The following is an 18,607-nucleotide window of genomic DNA, read 5'->3' on the forward strand; positions in this document are numbered from 1 at the left end:
ATTATGAATAAAAATATTTATCAATTTGTAGATGTCCAACGCATCGACCCCAAAAAACAGCCTCTTAAAATTAGGCAATCTGACTTTATAGAAATTTATAAACCATTAGATGAAGATCAAGCTGCAGGCCAAGCCGATCGTTGTTTAGACTGCGGCAACCCATATTGCGAATGGAAGTGCCCAGTTCACAACTATATTCCTCAGTGGTTGGAGTTAGCCAATCAAGGCAAAATAATTGAAGCAGCTGAGTTATCCCACAAAACAAACAGCCTTCCTGAAGTATGTGGACGAGTTTGTCCTCAAGACCGTTTATGTGAAGGCGCCTGCACGCTGAACGATGACTTTGGTGCCGTGACTATTGGCAGTATCGAAAAATACATTACGGACAAGGCCTTTGAGCTTGGTTGGCGACCAGATATTACAGATGTGATTAAGACGGACAAAAAGGTCGCAGTTATCGGTGCTGGTCCGGCTGGGCTTGCATGTGCCGACGTATTGGTTCGCAATGGAGTATCTGCAACGGTTTACGATAAATACGATGAAATTGGCGGTCTGCTTACTTATGGCATACCGGCATTTAAACTCGAAAAAGAAGTGATGATAAACCGTCGTAACGTATTTGAAGAAATGGGTGTGGAATTTGTACTGAATACTGAAGTGGGCAAAGACATTTCACTAGATAAGATAATCAATGAATATGACGCAGTATTTTTAGCGGTAGGCACCTATAAAAACCTTAAAGGTGGCTTTACTAATGAGTCAGCACCGCGTGTTTACAATGCACTGCCTTACTTGATTAGCAATACTCGCCACGTCATGAAAAAAGGCCCGTTAGAAATAGACTTCAAAGACCAAGATGTTGTTGTACTTGGTGGTGGCGATACGGCTATGGACTGTGTTCGTACTGCTATTCGCCAAGGAGCTAAGTCCGTTAAGTGCGTGTACCGCAGAGATGAGAAGAGTATGCCTGGTTCTCGCCGTGAAGTGAAAAATGCAAAAGAGGAAGGTGTACAGTTTGTTTGGAATTCACAGCCACTAGACATTTTAGTAAATGAAAAAGGTGAAGCTTGCGGCGTAGAGTTTGTAAAAACAGCCTTAGGTAAACCCGATGCTAATGGCCGTCAACGACCTGAAGCAGTGCCTGACAGCAACTTTATATTGGAGTCTAATGCAGTGGTTATTGCCTTTGGTTTTCAACCTTTGTCGCTTGACTGGTTGAGCCCTTTTGGTGTTGAACTAACAGATTGGAATACCATTAAAGCAAACGCTAATGGCGAATTTGCTTATCAAACCAGTAACCCCAAAATCTTTGCTGGTGGCGATATCGTCAGAGGCGCAGATTTAGTCGTTACAGCCATTGCAGAAGGCCGAGATGCGGCCGCTGGAATAATGGATATGCTAGAGGTTTGATGCTTGATGCTTGATGCTTGATGCTTGATGCTTGATGCGCAAGGCTAAATAATAAGCCTTGCCATCAATAATAACCTAGCTTAAAAGTTATTTATTCGCTTTTTTTTGCTCTACTTTGTTAATCACTTTCATTGTTTCTGACGCTGCTGTGTATAGTAAGTTTTCACTTAAACGAACAGATATATCAGGGTTAACATATTGGAAGTGAACCTTGCCTTGCTGATCGATAATATAAACCGCAGGTACTGGCAGCGCTACACGTGAATCGCCATCAATATCAATAAATGGCACACCTAACTTATCGCGATACTTTTCTTCTGTTTTCTTATCTAAGAAATACGCCAAACCCATGTTTTTCGCTAATTCTAACTTAGGATCAGCAAGTAGGTTGTAAGCTAGCTCTTCTCGAGACTGCTGCTCTGCAATATTTTTATTACTGTCAGGCGAAATAGCGACGATTTGGAAACCCAAAAACTCAAGTGCCGACTCAATAGACTTCATTCTATTAAGCTGAGCATTACAATAAGGACACCACCCGCCTCGATATACAACGAGTACCGTTGGTTTCTCAGCAAATAGCGCCTCAGTGCAGACTTTGCTTTTATCGCTACTTTCTACACAAGTATTAGGGATAATCATGCCTGGTAAGGTTGGCCTAACTTCCGAAATGCTATTGGCTATGCCATTGGCATTGGCCGCTTGTGCAAAAGCTGAAAAAGACGAAATGAAAAAAGAAGCTGCTAATAGTAGAGATTGAATCAAATGTTTTTTCATAGTGTTCCTGTAAGGGTTTTCCTTTAAAAATAAAAATGCACTTCCAAAGAAGTGCATCCGGTTATTTTACTAGACCCTACATTACCGAAAGTAATTTCACTAATGTCTGATTTTTTTAACTAAAAGATAAGTTTATTCAATATTTTCGACTTGGATCTTATTCGCAATAAACTCTCGTATTTCAGACTCTAATTGCTCTGCAATATTGTCATTGTCGATACGTTTTTTCTGACGCTGGCCATTGATATAAAAACCACTGCGTTTATTCGCGCCAGCAAGGCCTAGGTCAGAGACCAATGCTTCACCAGGACCATTTACCACACAACCAATTACAGATACTGTAACCGGCTCTACAACGTCTTCTAATCGTTCTTCTAGCTGATTCATCGTTCCTACCACATCAAACTCTTGACGTGAGCAACTAGGACAAGCAATAAAGTTGATGCCTCTTGAACGAATACCTAAAGACTTTAAAATATCGAAGCCAACTTTAATTTCTTCAACTGGATCAGCAGCCAATGAAATCCTGATTGTATCGCCAATGCCTTCTGCCAGTAACATACCTAAACCTACTGCAGATTTTACTGCACCAGATCTAAAGCCACCGGCTTCGGTAATGCCCAAATGCAAAGGTTGATCAATTTTTTGAGCAAGCAATCTATAAGCGCCAACAGCCAAATGAACATCCGACGCTTTTACACTCACTTTAAAGTTATGAAAGTCATGACGTTGTAGAATTTCCACATGACGCATCGCTGACTCAACTAAAGCTTCCGGAGTAGGCTCGTGATACTTCTCTTGAATGTCTTTTTCTAAAGAACCACCGTTTACACCAATTCTAATTGGAATGTTCTTTTCTTTAGCTACATCAATAACGGCTTTAATACGTTCTTCATTACCAATATTACCTGGGTTTATGCGAAGGCAATCAACGCCATACTCAGCAACCTTGAGGGCAATACGATAATCAAAATGAATATCAGCAACCAAAGGAATAGAAACTTGTTTCTTAATTTCTTTAAAGGCTTCCGCAGCATCCATAGTAGGCACAGATACGCGAACAATGTCGGCACCTGCGGCTTGAATACGGTTAATTTGATCTACGGTTGCCGCAACATCATTTGTGTCGGTGTTTGTCATTGATTGAACTGCAATCGGCGAATCTCCCCCAACCGGCACATCGCCGACCATAATTAGGGTGGATTTACGTCTTTTAATCGGGTTTTCACCAAACATCTTTATCTATTCTCTTTTACTGTTGTGTGTCTATATCAAATCGAGCAACTCGATTAGTTGGATATTCTGAAATGTCGTATTCTTTATCGTTCACCCAAATAGTGACACCATAAGTGCTGCCAAGTAATACTCTGAATGGGCCTTGTGCGTTCAATTTCATTAGGTAACCTGCTGGTTTATTGCCAATTGCAATACGCTCGTCGTAAGCGTCATAAACTTCTACCCAAACCTCTTGTTCAAACTTAAATTCAACTCTAATAAAGTCGTTTTCGTCTATTTCACCGTTTTCGGCTAACAAACGTTTTTCTTCATCGCTCAAAACAATTGGCGATTGAACTGGTTTTACGCCAGCTTCTTCATCAGTATTAACCGTTTTCTGTTGCGCTGCTTCAAGCGTTTGAGTTGCAGCTGCAACTTCTTGATTCACATTTTGTGCAACTGTGTTCTCAGGGTTTTCTGTAACTACATTGGTTGTGTTTACTGAAGTATTCTCAACATCAGCTTGTTGAGCTTCTAATTTTTGAGTTTCTGTTTTTTGAGCTTCTGGCTTTTGAACTCTTAATGCACTTGCTGGAAAATCATCCGTCTGTGCCTCTGAAGGAGATGCTGCTAAGTCTCCATTTTCTTCAATCTTGCTATCACCTTCAGACTCTTCCATTACAGCTGGAGTTAACTCAGAAGTATTAAGATCTTGAACGGCGTTATCTTCACTTTCAGTAACTTTAGTGGTTGGCTCTGCAGGGTTAAGCATTTCAATCCCTTTAGTTTGATACCACCAAATAACCAATGCCGAGCCTAAGATAATAAAAATTAACCAGCTTATAATTGTTAATCTGCGTTCAACTTTTTTACGCTTGCTACGCTTAGAAAATGACTGCATGGCCATTGCGTCTGGCGAACTTGCCGCCGTAGTTTCTATCTCTATTAATACTCGAGACTCTTCCACACCAACCTTTTTCGCATAGCTGCGAATATAACCTCTGATAAAAGTTTCAGGTAACGTATTTGGGATGTCATCAGCTTCAATACCAACAAGCACCTTCATTGGTACTCTAATTTGTTCAGATAAGTCTTCTAAACTAATGCCCTGCGCAACACGCGCACTAGATAATATTTGTCCTACTGACTCTTTTTGAACTTCTGTCGTTGATGTTTCATCTACTAAATCGATTTGATTTTCGTCTTTCATTATTGATACTGCTCCGGATTCACTTTCAATAACCTGGTCCCTGCTGATAAGACACCATCTTGGTCTATATTATTCCAATCTTTTAACTGCTGAACGTTAATACCTATGCGTTTTGCCGTAAGCTCCATACTCTGGCTTTGCGGCAATGTGTAATACACATCTGGGTTTCCAACGTAGATAACTTGGCCAACTTTTAATTTAGCTTTTGATGTTAGATTATTCCACTTAATCAGTGAATCTAACTTCACATTGTAATCTTTTGATATTTTATATAAAAATTCGCCTGATTTAACTTTATGCGTAGGTATAGTGATAGTCGCATTATCTACTGCAATTGGCTCTCCAAGTCCCGCCATTGCATCTGCCTGTTGACGAGTGGTATACCATGAAGGATCAGCAACTAAGACTTTTTGACCTTCTTTTAACCAACCATCTTGGTCTAGGCTATTCCATCTCAATAGTGCTTCTAGTTCAACTTTTTGCTGTTTTGCTACATCTGACAATTGTTGTTCTTTTTGAAGTACTACATAAGGCTCTGGGTCTGCCACAAATAGTGTTTGGCCTACACTGACTTCCGCTTTAGATAATGCATTCCAAGCGACTAATCGTTCTACCTTTACATTAAAAGTCACCGAAATACGGTATAAGTTATCGCCCAGTTGCACTTCATAAGTCGGTACAATAAGTTTAACCGGTTGTACTTTTGTATACTCACGGTTATTAACTGTTGTTGCGCGATCGTTAACTAATTTTGCACTGGCCACTTCTTTTAATAAAATTTCTTCCGTTGGCAATGGCGCCTCTTGTCTAATCACCACGGCAGACTTAACTTCCGCTGGCAAGCTAACAGACTCTGTATCGGTTAACGGTTTAGAAAACATCGCTACTTTTTGCTGTAATTCAGCTTCAAACTCTGACTGCGTAGCCACTTGTTTTACCGCTGTAGCAATTACCGTTGGCAACGCTAATGCACTGCCGCCTGGTTTACTTTGATAAGTCGCTTTACTCGGCGTGTTTACTTTTTTAGGTTTTACTAATGAGTTGCTGGCTGTCTTTCGAGTGATTTTAATTTTTGGCGAATTGTTATGTTTCGCCTGATACTTTAAGCGAAGCTGCTCAAATTCACTATTAATCACCGTTTTGGTGGTTATATATAATGCTTCATTACTTTCAGGGAAATTAGCAATAATTTGATCAGCATATTGGTTGGCTTGATTTAGTCGGCCTCGCTTCGTTTCTAAAATATAACCTAGTAGAAGGCTTCGCGGTGTTGCCTGACCAATGCGGTTAAAGCGAGTGTAAAAATTTAGTGCAGCTATTAAATCTCCGGTTGCGTACTTAATGCCTGCCAAAGATAATAGGTTATAGGCACGACTTGGATTGTGCTTATAAGACATCTCAAAGTATTCTTGCGCTTGAAGAATTTGGTCATTTGACAACGCGCATATCGCTAAGTTTTCATAACTGTCAGCGGCACGAGTGTACTTAGAAATATTGATGGCTTTTTTGAAATAAACCGCCGCTTTATCAAGCTGGCCTACATTACATAAGAATGTACCGTAGTTGTTTAATGTATCTGGATTTTGAGGCTCTAGGTCTATTGCTTCAAGATAGTACTTTTCGGCAATTTCCATTTCGCCAACCATTTGGTAGTAATAACCCAAACTGTAATTGACGTCGGCGCGTTCAGGATTAAACTCTAGCGCCTTTTCTAAATTAAACTTAGCCTGTTCAAAACGGTTCGTTTCTAAATAGCTAAGCGCTAAAATCAAGCGGGTACGAGCTGCTTCATCTCGATCAAACTCAAAACTACGTACCTGTTTTTTTGAGTCGATAAATGTTTTTTCCGTAACACATGCTGATAACAATGTTATGCAGCAAAGCAAATATAGAATTCGTCCCATAACCCACTTCTTTTAGTTATTATTATTATTAACTAAACCAGTTTGACTGATATTGAATCACCTTTCATCTGTTTTTTTAACAAACGTTTTGTTCGGTCAACCACATCACCCACCAACTGCCCACACGCGGCATCAATATCGTCGCCACGAGTACGTCTAACAATACAGGTATAACCTTCTTCTTGCATTACTTTTGCGAATCTATCTACACGACTATTCGAAGATTTTTCATATGGCGCACCCGGGAACGGGTTCCATGGGATTAGGTTAATTTTAGATGGCGTGCCTCTTAACGTTTGCGCTAATTCACGAGCCTGTTCCATTGAGTCATTAATGCCATTTAGCATAACGTACTCAATGGTGATCTCTTTGTTTGCTGTAGAGCCATCAATATAACGACGACATGATGCTAAGAACTCTTCGATGTTATATTTTTTGTTAATTGGAACCAGAATGTCTCTTAGTTCATCATTTGGCGCATGAAGAGAAATTGCTAAGGCTACGTCAATTTTTGTCTTCAATAAGTCTAACGCTGGAACAACACCAGATGTACTAATTGTCACTCGACGCTTTGATAAACCAAATGCAAAGTCGTCCATCATTAATTCCATCGCTGGCACTACGTTTTTAACGTTTAAAAGTGGTTCGCCCATGCCCATCATTACCACGTTTGTTACTGCGCGATTAGTTGACTGTCCGTCCCAACCAATATCTTGAGCAACACGCCAAACCTGACCAATAATTTCACCAACGGTTAAGTTACGGTTAAAACCTTGTTGAGCGGTAGAGCAAAAAGTACATTCTAATGCGCAGCCAACTTGCGAAGATACACATAAGGTTCTGCGGTCTCCATCTGGGATCCAAACTGCTTCTACTTCTTGTCCGCCTTCTAATAGCATTGCGTACTTGATAGTACCGTCTGTAGATTCTTGGCGAACTGAAATTTCCGGTGCGCGAACTTCACATTTTTCATTTAACTTAGCGCGAAGTGCTTTAGAGAAGTTAGTCATCTCAGAAAAGTCTGTTTGACCCATTTGATAAATCCACTTTATCGCCTGGTCGGCTCTAAATGATTTTTCGTTAAACTCATCTTTAAAGAACTGACGCATTGCGTCGCGATCATAATCTAGTAAGTTAAATTTCTTTTGAGCCTTTGGTGTCACGGTTGTGACTTGAGCATTGGCTTGAGCATTGGCTTGATCGTTAGTTTGAACATTTTCTACAGACATATTTACCTCTATGTAACTTGTATCGTTATTAAGATGCGTTATTACACGCGTACATTGTTTTTGCGATATACCCTGATTAACACTTTGTAGTAAAAGGCACATTGCAAAAACGAAAGTTAAAGTTAAAGTTAAAAAGTCACAGCAAAAATATAAAAAAGGACCTTAGCAAGCTAAAGTCCCTTTCTATTATCAACTAATCTGCAAAGATTAACGAGTACGGTTACATAGCTCGTCTGCAGAGAAGAAGTAAGCGATTTCACGTGCAGCTGACTCAGGAGCGTCTGAACCGTGTACCGCATTTTCGTCGATTGATGCAGCGTAGTCAGCACGTAAAGTACCAGCTAGTGCTTCAGCAGGGTTAGTAGCACCCATGATTTCACGGTTTTTAAGAACAGCGTTTTCGCCTTCTAAAACTTGAACCATAACAGGACCAGAAGTCATGAAAGATACTAGAGCGCCAAAGAAAGGACGTTCGCTGTGTTCAGCGTAGAAGCCTTCAGCTTGCTCTTGTGAAAGGTGTACCATTTTAGATGCTACGATACGTAGACCAGCAGATTCGAAACGGTTGTAGATAGCACCGATTACGTTTTTAGCTACTGCGTCTGGTTTAATGATTGAAAAAGTACGTTCTAACGCCATGGTTAAACTCCATTATAAATTAAAATTAAAGATTCTGAATTCTGGGCGCGAATTATACGCGAACTTTATTAAAAAAAATATGTTTGCTTATATTTATCATTCGATAACATAATGTAGCGACTAGGTTGTGCTCCGAAAATAAATGTACTAAAAATAGATAAGCGCTTAACCGCTTATAAAATATAGCTTTTTAAGGATTGTTAATGGCTTCACCGTTGTTCATCACCGATGTATTGAAACAAGTGAAAAATAAGTATTTAGCCTTAATCAGCGACGCACAACAATTCTATGCAGAGTTTGATGACACGGTTCTAACTTACCAGCGTGAACTTGACCGACTAAACGAAGCGCACAATCAGCTTGAAACTATCGTTGCGTTTGAAAAGGCCAACGGCTATTACCCTGCGATTAAAGATCAGTCAGACACTGAGTTATACCTTGGTGAATTACAAAATATTGTTGATAAATCTAAAGCAACGGTAAATTCATTAGAGCCTAAAATACTAGGCGGCTTTAGACGACGAACATTAATGGTGAATGAGCTTGCAGATCTCATCATTGAAAATACCCTTAATGAAAAAGACGCTAATAAGTTTATTACTTCTTTGGTATTACGATCGCCTTTACCGCAATCTCACTCTAGATGTCCAAGTAATGAAAAAAACAAACCTATATACATAGCGGCTTGGTCTATTTGTTTATTCCATCAATTGATTAAAGATAAATTAATCGATGATGAACGAATTGTTGCGCTCGTGCCCAGAATGATTGAGCAGGCAGACAATGAAGAGGTAAAAGAGCCAGATCCTGAAATGCTTAATGTTTATATAAAAGAAGTATTGAGACCTATCGTTAGCGCTGCTCTGCTACACCAGATAGGCAGCTACAGCCTTGAAGCCGATGCCTTTTACAAAGGAAACCGATACCGTTTACTGGGTGACAAAGAACGCCAAGCTTTAATCAGTGTTATTTTTTCGAATACTAAAAAGTATATTGAGTTTGGCTTGGGCAAACCAGACAAAGAAGCCTTTCATAACCAACAAGCGGATGATTACCAAAACGCAATGGCTCGTTATGATTTGATGGAATCAATTTTAGACAACTATATAAAACCATCTAATGCTATGGGTAACTTGCTTAGAATACCAATGATTTACGCATCATTTTTGTTATCTACTAAGCCCAAACACGACTATTCGATTATTTATAAAGCCTACGACATTATAAAAAGTGGGATTGAAAAAGGTTTAATTCATGCCTCTTTCGCAAAGGTTTTTTTGAAGCTAGTTGGGCAGTATCCGTTAGGGGCTGGAATATACTTTATTTCAAAAGAAACAGGTCAGCCAGAGCGCGCTATTGTGATTGGCATGAGTCCAAACGAATACAACTCTGCAATTGTGAAGCAAATCACTCGTCGCCAAATAAAGTACGATGATTTTTCTCAGGCACTTATTACTTTTGATTACAACTTGCTAAATCATGAGGCTAGAAAGAACTCTGACTTTGGCGCTGCCTTTTATGCTAAGCAATTTCCTAGAGGATATACTTGGAACCCTGCAGAAGTATGGGAAATAGAAATAAACCAAGATACTTTTTGGCGTCGTGACAACGCCATGAGAAAAAACTAAGTACAGGTTTTGTGAAACTTTAAAAGTCCACTCGGCCTCTCGCCTTTTTGATTTGAGCATGTTTGGTTTTGCTGTCTAATCGTTTACGCTGCGACGAACGAGTCGGCTTAGTTGGCTTACGTGGCGGCAATGTTTTAATCGCTGAGCGGATTGTTTCTACTAAACGTTCAATTGCCGTTTCACGATTTTGCGCTTGCGTACGACTTTGCTGAGACTTAATGATCAACTCACCGTCTTTAGTCACACGCGAATCTTTCATCGTCAGCAATCTTTCTTTGTAAAACAGTGGCAGACTTGATGCTTTTATATCAAAGCGAAGATGAATAGCCGACGAAACTTTATTGACGTTTTGCCCACCAGCCCCTTGAGCACGAATCGCATGAATTTCGACTTCGTTGTCAGCAAGGCTTACATTTTCATTAATTTGTATCATATTAAGAATTTAAATAGTCTTGAGAACGTTGTTCTAATAAACGTTCAACTTGATCCAATTCTGACTCCGACATTGACGAAACTAATGGAGACTCAGCGATTCTATTTGATTCGCTAGCCCACTCACCAAGATCAATTAGTTGGCAGCGTTTGCTGCAAAATGGACGAAATTCAGATGCAGGTTCCCACGTGACTTTAGTGTCACATGTAGGACAGTTAACTTTTGTTGTCATGGATTACCTAATCAGCAGTTTGCTAGTTCAAACGTGATTGTATCATTGACTGAAGTTTTTACAGAACTTTTATCCGGTCGCATAAAGCTAATAGCAAAGCGGCGAGTGCTACCACTAACAGTAGGGAAGTAGCCTAGTTCAGGATCGTATTTGACGCGAAGTAATGAAATATTATCGCTGCAGCTGTCTTGGTAAAAGCCATTTGGTGCTTGTTGCACAGAAAACTCTGCGGATTCACGAATAAACAACAACGAAAAGTTTAACGCTTGTTCTAGTGGCGCTAACACTTGTAGCCACTTTTTTATATCTTCTTGGCGCTGTTCTATCGGCTTTAAACGCCAATAGTGAAATTGTGGCAAATCAAAATCACATGTACCACCAGCAATTCCAAAACGTTGTCGTAAACTGGCTAAAAATTTATCTTCTTTTAGAACCTGACAAGCTTTACTCATTTTGGAAATTTGAGACTGTAAGTTGATAGTTTCTTTCAGATTTTTTTGTAATGATTCATTATGAATTTCTGGATGCGCAGACCAGCGCAACATGCTCTTTTCGAGTAAATCTAAGTAGTAAGTTAATGTGCCGCGAATGTCGTTCCGCTCTAAAACTTCAATTGTTCCAAACAAAGAGTTAAAAAAGGGCTGTATATGAATTTGATCACTTACGTCTTGATGCGTTGATAATTGTGTAAACAGCAGTTCCAACCGCATAAGCAGTCTAACTTTTTCATTTAATGGGTGTTCGTAAACAACAGAATTCATGGTTAACCGTACTTTATTATTGTTTTAGGTCCAACTGGCTACATATTGAACCAATATGGGTTAACCAACCGCTAGTGTCAAATATTTATTATGTAATTGAGTTACTTGTTTGTATAAATGCGTCAAATCTGCAGAATTATCGATAACATCATCCGCTTTCGACAGCCTCGTGGTTCTATCTATCTGACTATCTATTATAGATTGGATATGATTACTCGATACCGTATCTCGACTACTGGCTCTTTGTAGTTGAGTTTCTACTGGAACATCAACCACAAGTACTCGCTGGCAATACTTTTCTAAGCCGTTTTCGAATAGTAGCGGTGCAGACAAAATTACATACTCAGAGCGTGCTTTGTTTAACTGCTCAAGTAATGCGTATCTAATAGCGGGTTGCATTATGCTGTTTAGCGCTTGTTTATCATCATCATTGGTGAAAATTCGCTCGCGCAGTTTTGCTCGGTTCAGCTCACCGTTTTCTAATAAAATATCTGCACCAAATTGTTCTGCAACTTTACTTAAGGTCTTACTATTTGGTTTAACTATTTCACGGGCAATAACATCCGCATCAACAATGTCGACACCCAGTTTCATAAAATGATCGCTGGCTGCGGTTTTCCCAGAGCCTATTCCGCCCGTTAAGCCAATAATGAGTTTATCTTTTATATAAAAAAGTAGATCAGAAAATTCGGTTTCTAATGCATTATCCGACATATAAATTACATAAACCCTAAATAAGCATTAAGCATTTCATCGCCCCACAACATTGTTATCCAACCTGCGATGGCTAAGTATGGGCCAAAAGGAATTTGTGAATTTTTAGTCTTATCGCCAAAAGCCATCATTGATAAACCAATGACAGCACCTACTGCAGAGGACAATAAAATAACCATTGGTAGTTTAACAATGCCAACAACAGCGCCAATCACCGCGAGCAATTTAAAGTCACCAAAACCCATACCTTCTTTGCCAGTTAGGAGTTTAAAGCCCCAATAAACAAACCACAAAGCGAGATAACCAGACGCGGCGCCTATAATTGTCCACTTCGGCGTTAAAAACACGTCCCAAACCGAGCTCATTAATACCAACCACAATAGCGGTAGAGTTAACTGATCCGGCAGTAACATTTTATCAATGTCGATAAAAATAAGGCTGATGAAAACCCATGTGAGTGGCACTAAAATTAAAGTCTGTAATGAATAGCCAAATTTTACGGCGACTACAGCTGAAGCAATAGCGGTTAGCAGTTCGATAGCTGGGTAACGCAAAGAAATTGGTGTTGAGCAGCTTGCACACTTACCTTTTAGAAGTAGGTAGCTAATTACCGGAATGTTCTGCCAAGCTTTTACCGGCGCATTACACGATGGACAATGTGAGTCTGGTTTTACCAAATTAAACTGAGCATCTTTGGCGGATTGTTGCTGAGACTGTTTGGTTTTTTTTAATTCATCTTCAAGTAACTCACGACACTCACAAGCCCATTGTTTTTCCATCATAACGGGCAAGCGGTATATCACCACGTTTAAAAAACTGCCCACTAACAAAGACAAAATAGTCACAACGGTAATTAAGAATGGAGTTGAATGCTCCATTAAATAGAAAAATTGATCAAACATGAATGGTGTCTTCTACTCACTGATTTATTGAAAAGAAACGGCCAACCCGGAGTTAATCCTCCAGGCGGCTTTTAAAAATTAAACGGCATTACCCATTTGGAAGATTGGTAGATACATTACAACTATTAAACCACCAATAACGGTACCCAAAAATACCATTATAAAAGGCTCTATAAGTGCTGTAATACCATCTACCGCGTCATCTACTTCTTGCTCATACACATTAGCCACTCGCTCTAACATGGTATCAAGCGCACCTGACTCTTCACCAATAGACACCATTTGAGTCACCATGTCTGGAAACAAGTCAGTTGTTCGCATTGCAACATGCATCATATTACCCGCTGATACATCCGCTTTGATTTCTTGAATAGCTCGTTTATAAACGGCATTGCCTGACGCGCCAGCAGCAGAATTTAGTGCCTCGTGAAGCGGAACACCTGCAGCAAAGGTGGTAGATAACGTTCGGGCATAACGTGCAATCGCCCCTTTGTTCACAATGTTACCTACAATCGGCGCTTTTAATAACAACGCGTCCATGGAATCTGCAAATCGCTTATTGGTACGAAGCGCGCGTTTAAATAGATAAATCCCGGCAATAATCCCGGCGACAACATAAATCCAATAATCTTGCGCAACTTTAGACGCCGCGATAGCCATTTGTGTTGGCGCTGGTAATTCAGCCCCAAAACTAGCAAAAATATCTTCAAAGCTCGGGATTACGTAAACCAATAAAATACCAACAACAATGAATGAGATAGCTAAAATAGCAATTGGGTAGGTCATGGCTTTTTTGATTTTAGACTTTAACGCTTCTGACTTTTCTTTATAAACCGCAATACGATCAAATATACTATCAAGTGCGCCAGACTTTTCTCCAGACTCCACTAAATCGCAGTACAGGTCATCAAAGTATTTAGGTTGAGTTCTTAGTGCGTCCGCTACCGGTGAACCCGACTGGACGTGCAATAACACGTCGTTAACTAATTTCTGTAAGTTCGCCTTCTCCGCTCCTTTGGCAATCATTTCTAATGACTGTACCAATGGCACACCCGCCGTTAGCATTGTCGCTACCTGGCGGGTAAATACAGCAATATCTTTGCTGTCTATAGGCTTGTTGCCTGAACCAAATAATGGTGTTGGTTTTTTTCTAACTTTTGTCGGTGTGATGCCCTGCTTTTTAAGCATTCCTTTGGCTTCAGTCGGCGACATGGCAAACATATCACCTTTGATCTTTCCACCACGACGGTTTAGACCTTCATAAACGTAGGCAATTTGCTTTTTAGCGACTTTTTTCTTGTTATTCTCTGCCATAATTTTCGCTTAATAATCCATTGGTTAAGAATTTGTTACGCGGTTAACTTCAGATAAACTTGTCATGCCAGACGCCGCTTTAATAAGCCCAGACTTACGAAGGTCATTCATACCTTCAGCCGCGGCTTGTTTGGCTATATCCAACGAGTTACCACCTTCCATGATAATAGTTCGCATTCTTTCGCTTAGTTTTAGAACTTCGTAAATACCTACACGCCCTTTATAACCATTTGTGCAGTCGTTGCAGCCAATAGGTTTGAACAAGGTCATGGTATTAATTTGTTCTTCAGTAAAGCCTTCTTTTAGCAATTCTACTTCTGGAAGGTCAGTTTCTGGTTCTTTACATTTTGAACATAAGCGACGAGCAAGACGCTGCGCAATTATAAGCGATACCGAACTGGCGATGTTGTAAGCCGGAACGCCCATGTTAGCCAAACGCGTGAGAGTTTCTGGAGCCGAGTTGGTATGCAGAGTAGATAAAACCAAGTGACCTGTTTGCGCGGCCTTTATTGAAATTTCGGCAGTTTCTAAATCTCGAATTTCACCTACCATGATGATATCTGGATCTTGACGTAAAAAGGCTTTTAGAGCGGAGGCAAAGTCTAATCCAGCTTTGACGTTCATTTGAACTTGGTTAATACCCGAAAGGTTTATTTCAACTGGGTCTTCCGCGGTAGAGATATTTCGCTCAGGGGTATTTAGTATATTTAAGCCTGTATACAAAGAAACGGTTTTACCTGAACCCGTTGGCCCAGTAACTAAAATCATCCCTTGCGGCTGTTCTAGCGCTTCCATATAAAGTCGTTTTTGTTCTTCTTCGTAACCTAATACGTCGATGCCTAACATAGCACTCGACGAATCTAAGATACGCATTACTACTTTTTCGCCCCAGATAGTAGGTAGCGTACTGACACGAAAATCAATGGACTTCTTAGCTGATATTTTTAGCTTTATACGACCATCTTGAGGCTTACGCTTTTCTGCTATATCTAAGTTTGATATGACTTTAATACGCGCTGATAAACGCCCTGCTAATGCCGTTGGCGGTTTTGCTACTTCTGTTAAAATTCCGTCTACACGAAAACGAATTCGATATTCTTTTTCATAAGGTTCGAAGTGTAAATCCGATGCGCCTTTGCGAATGGCATCCATAAGAATTTTATTAATATAAACAACTATCGGGGCATCATCAGAACCGTCTTCGTCGGCATTATCTTGGTTTGAATCAATAGATTCGGTTTCCAAGTCCGCAAGTTCCAGCATGTCACTTTCATCAACACCTAAGCCTTCTTCCAACGAAGAAAATGCTTTGTGTATCATTTCAGCAAGTGGGCCTGGTTCGCATACAACAAACTCAGTTTGCAGACCGGTATTGAACTCAAAGTCTTCTTGGGCGGAAACGTCGGTAGGATCGCTTGTCGCTAAAAATAACGTGCGGCCTTTTTTTGCAACAGGTAAAACTTGATGTTTTGAAACTAGTTTTTCATTTTTTACATCATCAGGAATAGTGGCAATATCAAACTGACTTATGTCAAAGCGAGAAACACCAAAACGTTGACTAACAAAGAGTACTAGGTTTTCGGCACTAACAATGTTCTCTGCCACCAAGGTTTCGGGCATAGAGTGATATTGTTTTCGATTTTGTTGTGCCTTTTCAACGTCTTCATCCGAAATCAGTTGATGGCTTAAAAGCTGACGTAACAACGCACCTTTGTATGAATTTGGCATATCTTAAATAAACTAATCCTGATTATTATTACTTAAGATTATGTAGTGTATAACGTTTGGTAGCAACCGTTTCTTAAAAGGAATTAGGGATTTAGTGAGGTTTTTAGCGCATTTAAGGTATAGATTTAAAGTTTCTCTTTTTAATGGATTTAATTTTCCGCCAAGCACTTTAATTTTGGAGTAAACACTCGAATTTCACGATCAAAAAAGGCCACCGGAGTGACCTTTTGGAACGTAACCTAGACCTTTAGATTAAAGGCGAGGTTATTAAATATAATTAGCCGATACGAGGACGGTATTGAGCAGCTAGAGTTCCACCGGTTACAGCATAAGAAACAACACCTGAAGATAAAGTAGCAGTTATAACTACAGTTTTACCTGCAAATTCTGCTGGCTCATCAGCTCCACTTGTAAATGTGATTGTCATTAATTGAGTTGCATCTCCTGATGCTGCAGAAGGAGCTGCCAACGCTATTTTATCAATATCACCTGAACCACCAACATCTGTTAATGCTGCATACTTAGCACCTGCAGAATCAACGTAGCCTACATCTTCAAGATCATCTGTGCTTGATGGTAGCGCGTTGTTTAGCGCAGCAAATTCAGAAATTGCGTTTTGAACTGGGCGCATACTCGCTGCTACTGATGTCGTTGCTTCAGTACGTAAAGTGTAGGACTGGTATTGAGGAACCGCTACCGATGCCAATATACCGATGATCGCGATTACGATCATTAATTCAATTAAGGTAAAACCTTTTTGTTGACGGTTTTTCATATTCATACTCCTGATATGTATTTTAATGAAATTATTATTGTTTAAAATTGTTTCCATTGTGACTCACTTCAATCAAATTACAAGATGCAATTTAATTCAACGCGCAAAACCTTTAATCTAAGGACGCTTTTTCATCACTAATAATTTATCGACAGATTTACTAAATTTGCATTCAACACTACATCAATTGCGAACACGAAAACCAGTCAGTGAGATTTTTACACTATTTATGTACTTAAATGCAAGCCAAAATTGGTACAAATGAGCACTTTAGTCGTTAAATCTCATGGATAAGTCTATAGCATCAATATGTTTTGTTAAACCGCCAATAGAAATATAATCTACATTTAGGGCCGCATACGACTTAAATTTTTCACCATCCATATTACCCGAAGCTTCTAATTTCACTTGGCCATTTGCTAATGCCACCGCTTGCTTTGTTTCTTCAACACTAAAGTTGTCGAGCATCACGATATCAGCGCCGGCATTCATCGCTTGTTGAAGTTCATTTATAGACTCAACTTCAACTTCAATAGGTTTGCCAGGGTTAAGTTGTTTGGCCTGACTTACAGCGGCATCAATGCCACCAGCGGCTTGGAGGTGATTCTCTTTAATTAGGTAGGCATCAAATAAGCCAATACGATGATTTTTACCGCCACCACAAGTAACTGCATATTTTTGTGCTAAACGTAGCCCAGGTATTGTTTTACGGGTATCTAGGATTTCAGTTTTGCTACCTAAGTCTTTGACAGCTTTGACGTAATTAAACGTAGAAGTAGCTGTAGCTGACAAGGTTTGTAAGAAGTTTAATGCTGTGCGCTCAGCAGTTAAAATTGCTCTAGCAGGGCCTGAAAACGAAAATAACGCCTGATTAGGATCAACATGGTCGCCGTCTTTCACTAACCAAGTCACTTTAATTTTTTCATCAACTTGCTTGCACGTTTCATTCACCCATTCAACACCACAAACTACTGCTGATTGGCGAGTAATTACCTGACCTGTAGCTTGAGCTTCGGCAGGGATAAGTTGCGCGGTAATGTCCGCAGAGGCATCTTTATTATCTAAGTCTTCAAGTAATGCTTGTGAAACTTGTTGAGGAATTAACGACTTATACATTCTTGTATCCTAATGTGTACTCAATAAATAAGGTGAAATAGATTTAGTTTAATTTAGTGCTATTAAATTAGGTTAATCAATAAGGCTGATTAAATTGGATGGTGAGCTCGTCACCAGACTGAGAAAAAGCCACTTGTTTTAGGGCGCTCATACCTAGTAATACTTGATCTGACTTCATTCCTGGAAGAATTGAAGCCCTAAGGTCACGAAGTCTTAGCTCGCCAATTTTAAGCTCATTAATTTCAGTTCGATAAGCGACTGCAGAGCCATTAGCGGTACCAACTCTTACTGATTGACCCCTTTGCAGGCCAATCGAACTTGCTATGTATTCAGGAACGGCCACATCAGTTGCGCCCGTATCTAATAAAAAGGTCACCGGCTGCCCGTTAATGTAACCTGAGGTAACATAATGACCTTGCCTATTTCGTTTTAAAACAAGCGTGCTGGTTGAGCCATTAACAAAGCTAACAGGTTGTTGATTTGGATTTTGCTGTGATTCAAGCTGGTCAGAGAAAAACCAATAACCGACAACTAAAAATAAAATCCAGAAAATTACTGAAAACTGCTTACCTATTTTTATATTGTCTGAGCTCATGGTTTTCCCTATTTATAACGGTCATATT

General features: G+C 39.8%; 18 protein-coding genes. 2 read left to right on the top strand and 16 right to left on the bottom strand.

The window, feature by feature from the left end; translation table 11 throughout:
• The first annotated feature begins 3 nt into the window (after positions 1 to 3).
• Complete coding sequence (locus GNP35_RS11265; protein WP_155696212.1) at positions 4 to 1,410, top strand: FAD-dependent oxidoreductase; 1,407 nt, start codon at positions 4 to 6, stop codon at positions 1,408 to 1,410.
• An 87-nt stretch (positions 1,411 to 1,497) separates the two neighbouring features.
• Here GNP35_RS11265 and GNP35_RS11270 read toward each other — a convergent pair whose 3' ends face one another.
• The 6 genes from GNP35_RS11270 to ndk all read right to left on the bottom strand — a co-directional run bounded on the left by GNP35_RS11270 (position 1,498) and on the right by ndk (position 8,381).
• Complete coding sequence (locus GNP35_RS11270; RefSeq protein WP_230961421.1) at positions 1,498 to 2,184, bottom strand: peroxiredoxin-like family protein; 687 nt, start codon at positions 2,182 to 2,184, stop codon at positions 1,498 to 1,500.
• Between the two features lie 132 nt (positions 2,185 to 2,316).
• A complete protein-coding gene (gene ispG / locus GNP35_RS11275; RefSeq protein ID WP_155696213.1) occupies positions 2,317 to 3,420 on the bottom strand; it encodes a flavodoxin-dependent (E)-4-hydroxy-3-methylbut-2-enyl-diphosphate synthase in 1,104 nt (367 codons plus the stop codon).
• A gap of 16 nt (positions 3,421 to 3,436) precedes the next feature.
• Entirely contained in the window at positions 3,437 to 4,609 is a 1,173-nt protein-coding gene (locus tag GNP35_RS11280) for a RodZ domain-containing protein (protein ID WP_155696214.1), read from the bottom strand.
• Positions 4,609 to 6,513: a type IV pilus biogenesis/stability protein PilW gene (gene pilW, locus GNP35_RS11285; protein ID WP_155696215.1), complete on the bottom strand. Its 1,905-nt coding sequence runs from the start codon at positions 6,511 to 6,513 to the stop codon at positions 4,609 to 4,611. Before pilW ends, GNP35_RS11280 begins: the two co-directional genes overlap by 1 nt.
• 32 nt (positions 6,514 to 6,545) lie before the next feature.
• Positions 6,546 to 7,742: a dual-specificity RNA methyltransferase RlmN gene (rlmN, locus tag GNP35_RS11290; RefSeq protein ID WP_155696216.1), complete on the bottom strand. Its 1,197-nt coding sequence runs from the start codon at positions 7,740 to 7,742 to the stop codon at positions 6,546 to 6,548.
• 207 nt (positions 7,743 to 7,949) lie between these two features.
• On the bottom strand, positions 7,950 to 8,381 hold the full coding sequence (gene ndk / locus GNP35_RS11295) for a nucleoside-diphosphate kinase (protein WP_155696217.1): 432 nt from the start codon (positions 8,379 to 8,381) through the stop codon (positions 7,950 to 7,952).
• A 203-nt stretch (positions 8,382 to 8,584) separates the two neighbouring features.
• On the opposite strand from ndk, the gene GNP35_RS11300 reads away from it, so the two are divergent.
• Positions 8,585 to 10,009, top strand: a complete 1,425-nt coding sequence (locus GNP35_RS11300; protein WP_155696218.1) for a hypothetical protein — start codon at positions 8,585 to 8,587, stop codon at positions 10,007 to 10,009.
• Between the two features lie 19 nt (positions 10,010 to 10,028).
• Here GNP35_RS11300 and arfB read toward each other — a convergent pair whose 3' ends face one another.
• The 10 genes from arfB to GNP35_RS11350 all read right to left on the bottom strand — a co-directional run bounded on the left by arfB (position 10,029) and on the right by GNP35_RS11350 (position 18,579).
• Entirely contained in the window at positions 10,029 to 10,442 is a 414-nt protein-coding gene (arfB, locus tag GNP35_RS11305; RefSeq protein ID WP_155696219.1) for an alternative ribosome rescue aminoacyl-tRNA hydrolase ArfB, read from the bottom strand.
• A gap of 1 nt (position 10,443) precedes the next feature.
• Positions 10,444 to 10,674 carry a DNA gyrase inhibitor YacG gene (gene yacG / locus GNP35_RS11310; RefSeq protein ID WP_155696220.1) on the bottom strand — a complete coding sequence of 77 codons (231 nt, stop codon included), beginning with the start codon at positions 10,672 to 10,674 and terminating at the stop codon, positions 10,444 to 10,446.
• Positions 10,675 to 10,685: 11 nt separating this feature from the next.
• Positions 10,686 to 11,435, bottom strand: coding sequence for a cell division protein ZapD (locus GNP35_RS11315; RefSeq protein ID WP_155696221.1), 750 nt, complete (start codon positions 11,433 to 11,435; stop codon positions 10,686 to 10,688).
• Between the two features lie 60 nt (positions 11,436 to 11,495).
• Positions 11,496 to 12,149, bottom strand: a complete 654-nt coding sequence (gene coaE, locus GNP35_RS11320) for a dephospho-CoA kinase (RefSeq protein WP_155696222.1) — start codon at positions 12,147 to 12,149, stop codon at positions 11,496 to 11,498.
• Positions 12,150 to 12,154: 5 nt separating this feature from the next.
• Positions 12,155 to 13,051 carry a prepilin peptidase gene (locus GNP35_RS11325; protein WP_196492500.1) on the bottom strand — a complete coding sequence of 299 codons (897 nt, stop codon included), beginning with the start codon at positions 13,049 to 13,051 and terminating at the stop codon, positions 12,155 to 12,157.
• A gap of 78 nt (positions 13,052 to 13,129) precedes the next feature.
• The gene (locus tag GNP35_RS11330; RefSeq protein WP_155696223.1) at positions 13,130 to 14,365 is read right to left on the bottom strand and encodes a type II secretion system F family protein; all 1,236 of its coding nucleotides are present in this window, start codon (positions 14,363 to 14,365) and stop codon (positions 13,130 to 13,132) included.
• Between the two features lie 24 nt (positions 14,366 to 14,389).
• Complete coding sequence (gene pilB, locus GNP35_RS11335) at positions 14,390 to 16,093, bottom strand: type IV-A pilus assembly ATPase PilB (protein WP_155696224.1); 1,704 nt, start codon at positions 16,091 to 16,093, stop codon at positions 14,390 to 14,392.
• A 277-nt stretch (positions 16,094 to 16,370) separates the two neighbouring features.
• On the bottom strand, positions 16,371 to 16,868 hold the full coding sequence (locus GNP35_RS11340) for a pilin (RefSeq protein ID WP_196492501.1): 498 nt from the start codon (positions 16,866 to 16,868) through the stop codon (positions 16,371 to 16,373).
• 270 nt (positions 16,869 to 17,138) lie between these two features.
• Positions 17,139 to 17,984: a carboxylating nicotinate-nucleotide diphosphorylase gene (gene nadC, locus GNP35_RS11345; protein ID WP_155696226.1), complete on the bottom strand. Its 846-nt coding sequence runs from the start codon at positions 17,982 to 17,984 to the stop codon at positions 17,139 to 17,141.
• A gap of 76 nt (positions 17,985 to 18,060) precedes the next feature.
• Entirely contained in the window at positions 18,061 to 18,579 is a 519-nt protein-coding gene (locus GNP35_RS11350; RefSeq protein ID WP_155696227.1) for a retropepsin-like aspartic protease family protein, read from the bottom strand.
• Positions 18,580 to 18,607: the final 28 nt, after the last annotated feature.

This window comes from Psychrosphaera haliotis (genome assembly GCF_009728465.1).
In the GTDB taxonomy this organism is placed as follows: Bacteria; Pseudomonadota; Gammaproteobacteria; order Enterobacterales; family Alteromonadaceae; genus Psychrosphaera; species Psychrosphaera haliotis.

What these genes read in the sequence shown, in the direction of transcription:
- rlmN (WP_155696216.1), bottom strand. Translation starts at nt 7,742, where the DNA reads ATGTCTGTAGAAAATGTTCAAACTAACGATCAAGCCAATGCTCAAGCC.
- ispG (WP_155696213.1), bottom strand. Translation starts at nt 3,420, where the DNA reads ATGTTTGGTGAAAACCCGATTAAAAGACGTAAATCCACCCTAATTATG.
- GNP35_RS11350 (WP_155696227.1), bottom strand. Translation starts at nt 18,579, where the DNA reads ATGAGCTCAGACAATATAAAAATAGGTAAGCAGTTTTCAGTAATTTTC.
- GNP35_RS11315 (WP_155696221.1), bottom strand. Translation starts at nt 11,435, where the DNA reads ATGAATTCTGTTGTTTACGAACACCCATTAAATGAAAAAGTTAGACTG.
- GNP35_RS11265 (WP_155696212.1), top strand. Translation starts at nt 4, where the DNA reads ATGAATAAAAATATTTATCAATTTGTAGATGTCCAACGCATCGACCCC.
- pilW (WP_155696215.1), bottom strand. Translation starts at nt 6,513, where the DNA reads ATGGGACGAATTCTATATTTGCTTTGCTGCATAACATTGTTATCAGCA.
- yacG (WP_155696220.1), bottom strand. Translation starts at nt 10,674, where the DNA reads ATGACAACAAAAGTTAACTGTCCTACATGTGACACTAAAGTCACGTGG.
- arfB (WP_155696219.1), bottom strand. Translation starts at nt 10,442, where the DNA reads ATGATACAAATTAATGAAAATGTAAGCCTTGCTGACAACGAAGTCGAA.
- GNP35_RS11325 (WP_196492500.1), bottom strand. Translation starts at nt 13,051, where the DNA reads ATGTTTGATCAATTTTTCTATTTAATGGAGCATTCAACTCCATTCTTA.
- ndk (WP_155696217.1), bottom strand. Translation starts at nt 8,381, where the DNA reads ATGGCGTTAGAACGTACTTTTTCAATCATTAAACCAGACGCAGTAGCT.
- GNP35_RS11300 (WP_155696218.1), top strand. Translation starts at nt 8,585, where the DNA reads ATGGCTTCACCGTTGTTCATCACCGATGTATTGAAACAAGTGAAAAAT.
- GNP35_RS11270 (WP_230961421.1), bottom strand. Translation starts at nt 2,184, where the DNA reads ATGAAAAAACATTTGATTCAATCTCTACTATTAGCAGCTTCTTTTTTC.
- GNP35_RS11280 (WP_155696214.1), bottom strand. Translation starts at nt 4,609, where the DNA reads ATGAAAGACGAAAATCAAATCGATTTAGTAGATGAAACATCAACGACA.
- pilB (WP_155696224.1), bottom strand. Translation starts at nt 16,093, where the DNA reads ATGCCAAATTCATACAAAGGTGCGTTGTTACGTCAGCTTTTAAGCCAT.
- GNP35_RS11330 (WP_155696223.1), bottom strand. Translation starts at nt 14,365, where the DNA reads ATGGCAGAGAATAACAAGAAAAAAGTCGCTAAAAAGCAAATTGCCTAC.
- GNP35_RS11340 (WP_196492501.1), bottom strand. Translation starts at nt 16,868, where the DNA reads ATGAAAAACCGTCAACAAAAAGGTTTTACCTTAATTGAATTAATGATC.
- coaE (WP_155696222.1), bottom strand. Translation starts at nt 12,149, where the DNA reads ATGTCGGATAATGCATTAGAAACCGAATTTTCTGATCTACTTTTTTAT.
- nadC (WP_155696226.1), bottom strand. Translation starts at nt 17,984, where the DNA reads ATGTATAAGTCGTTAATTCCTCAACAAGTTTCACAAGCATTACTTGAA.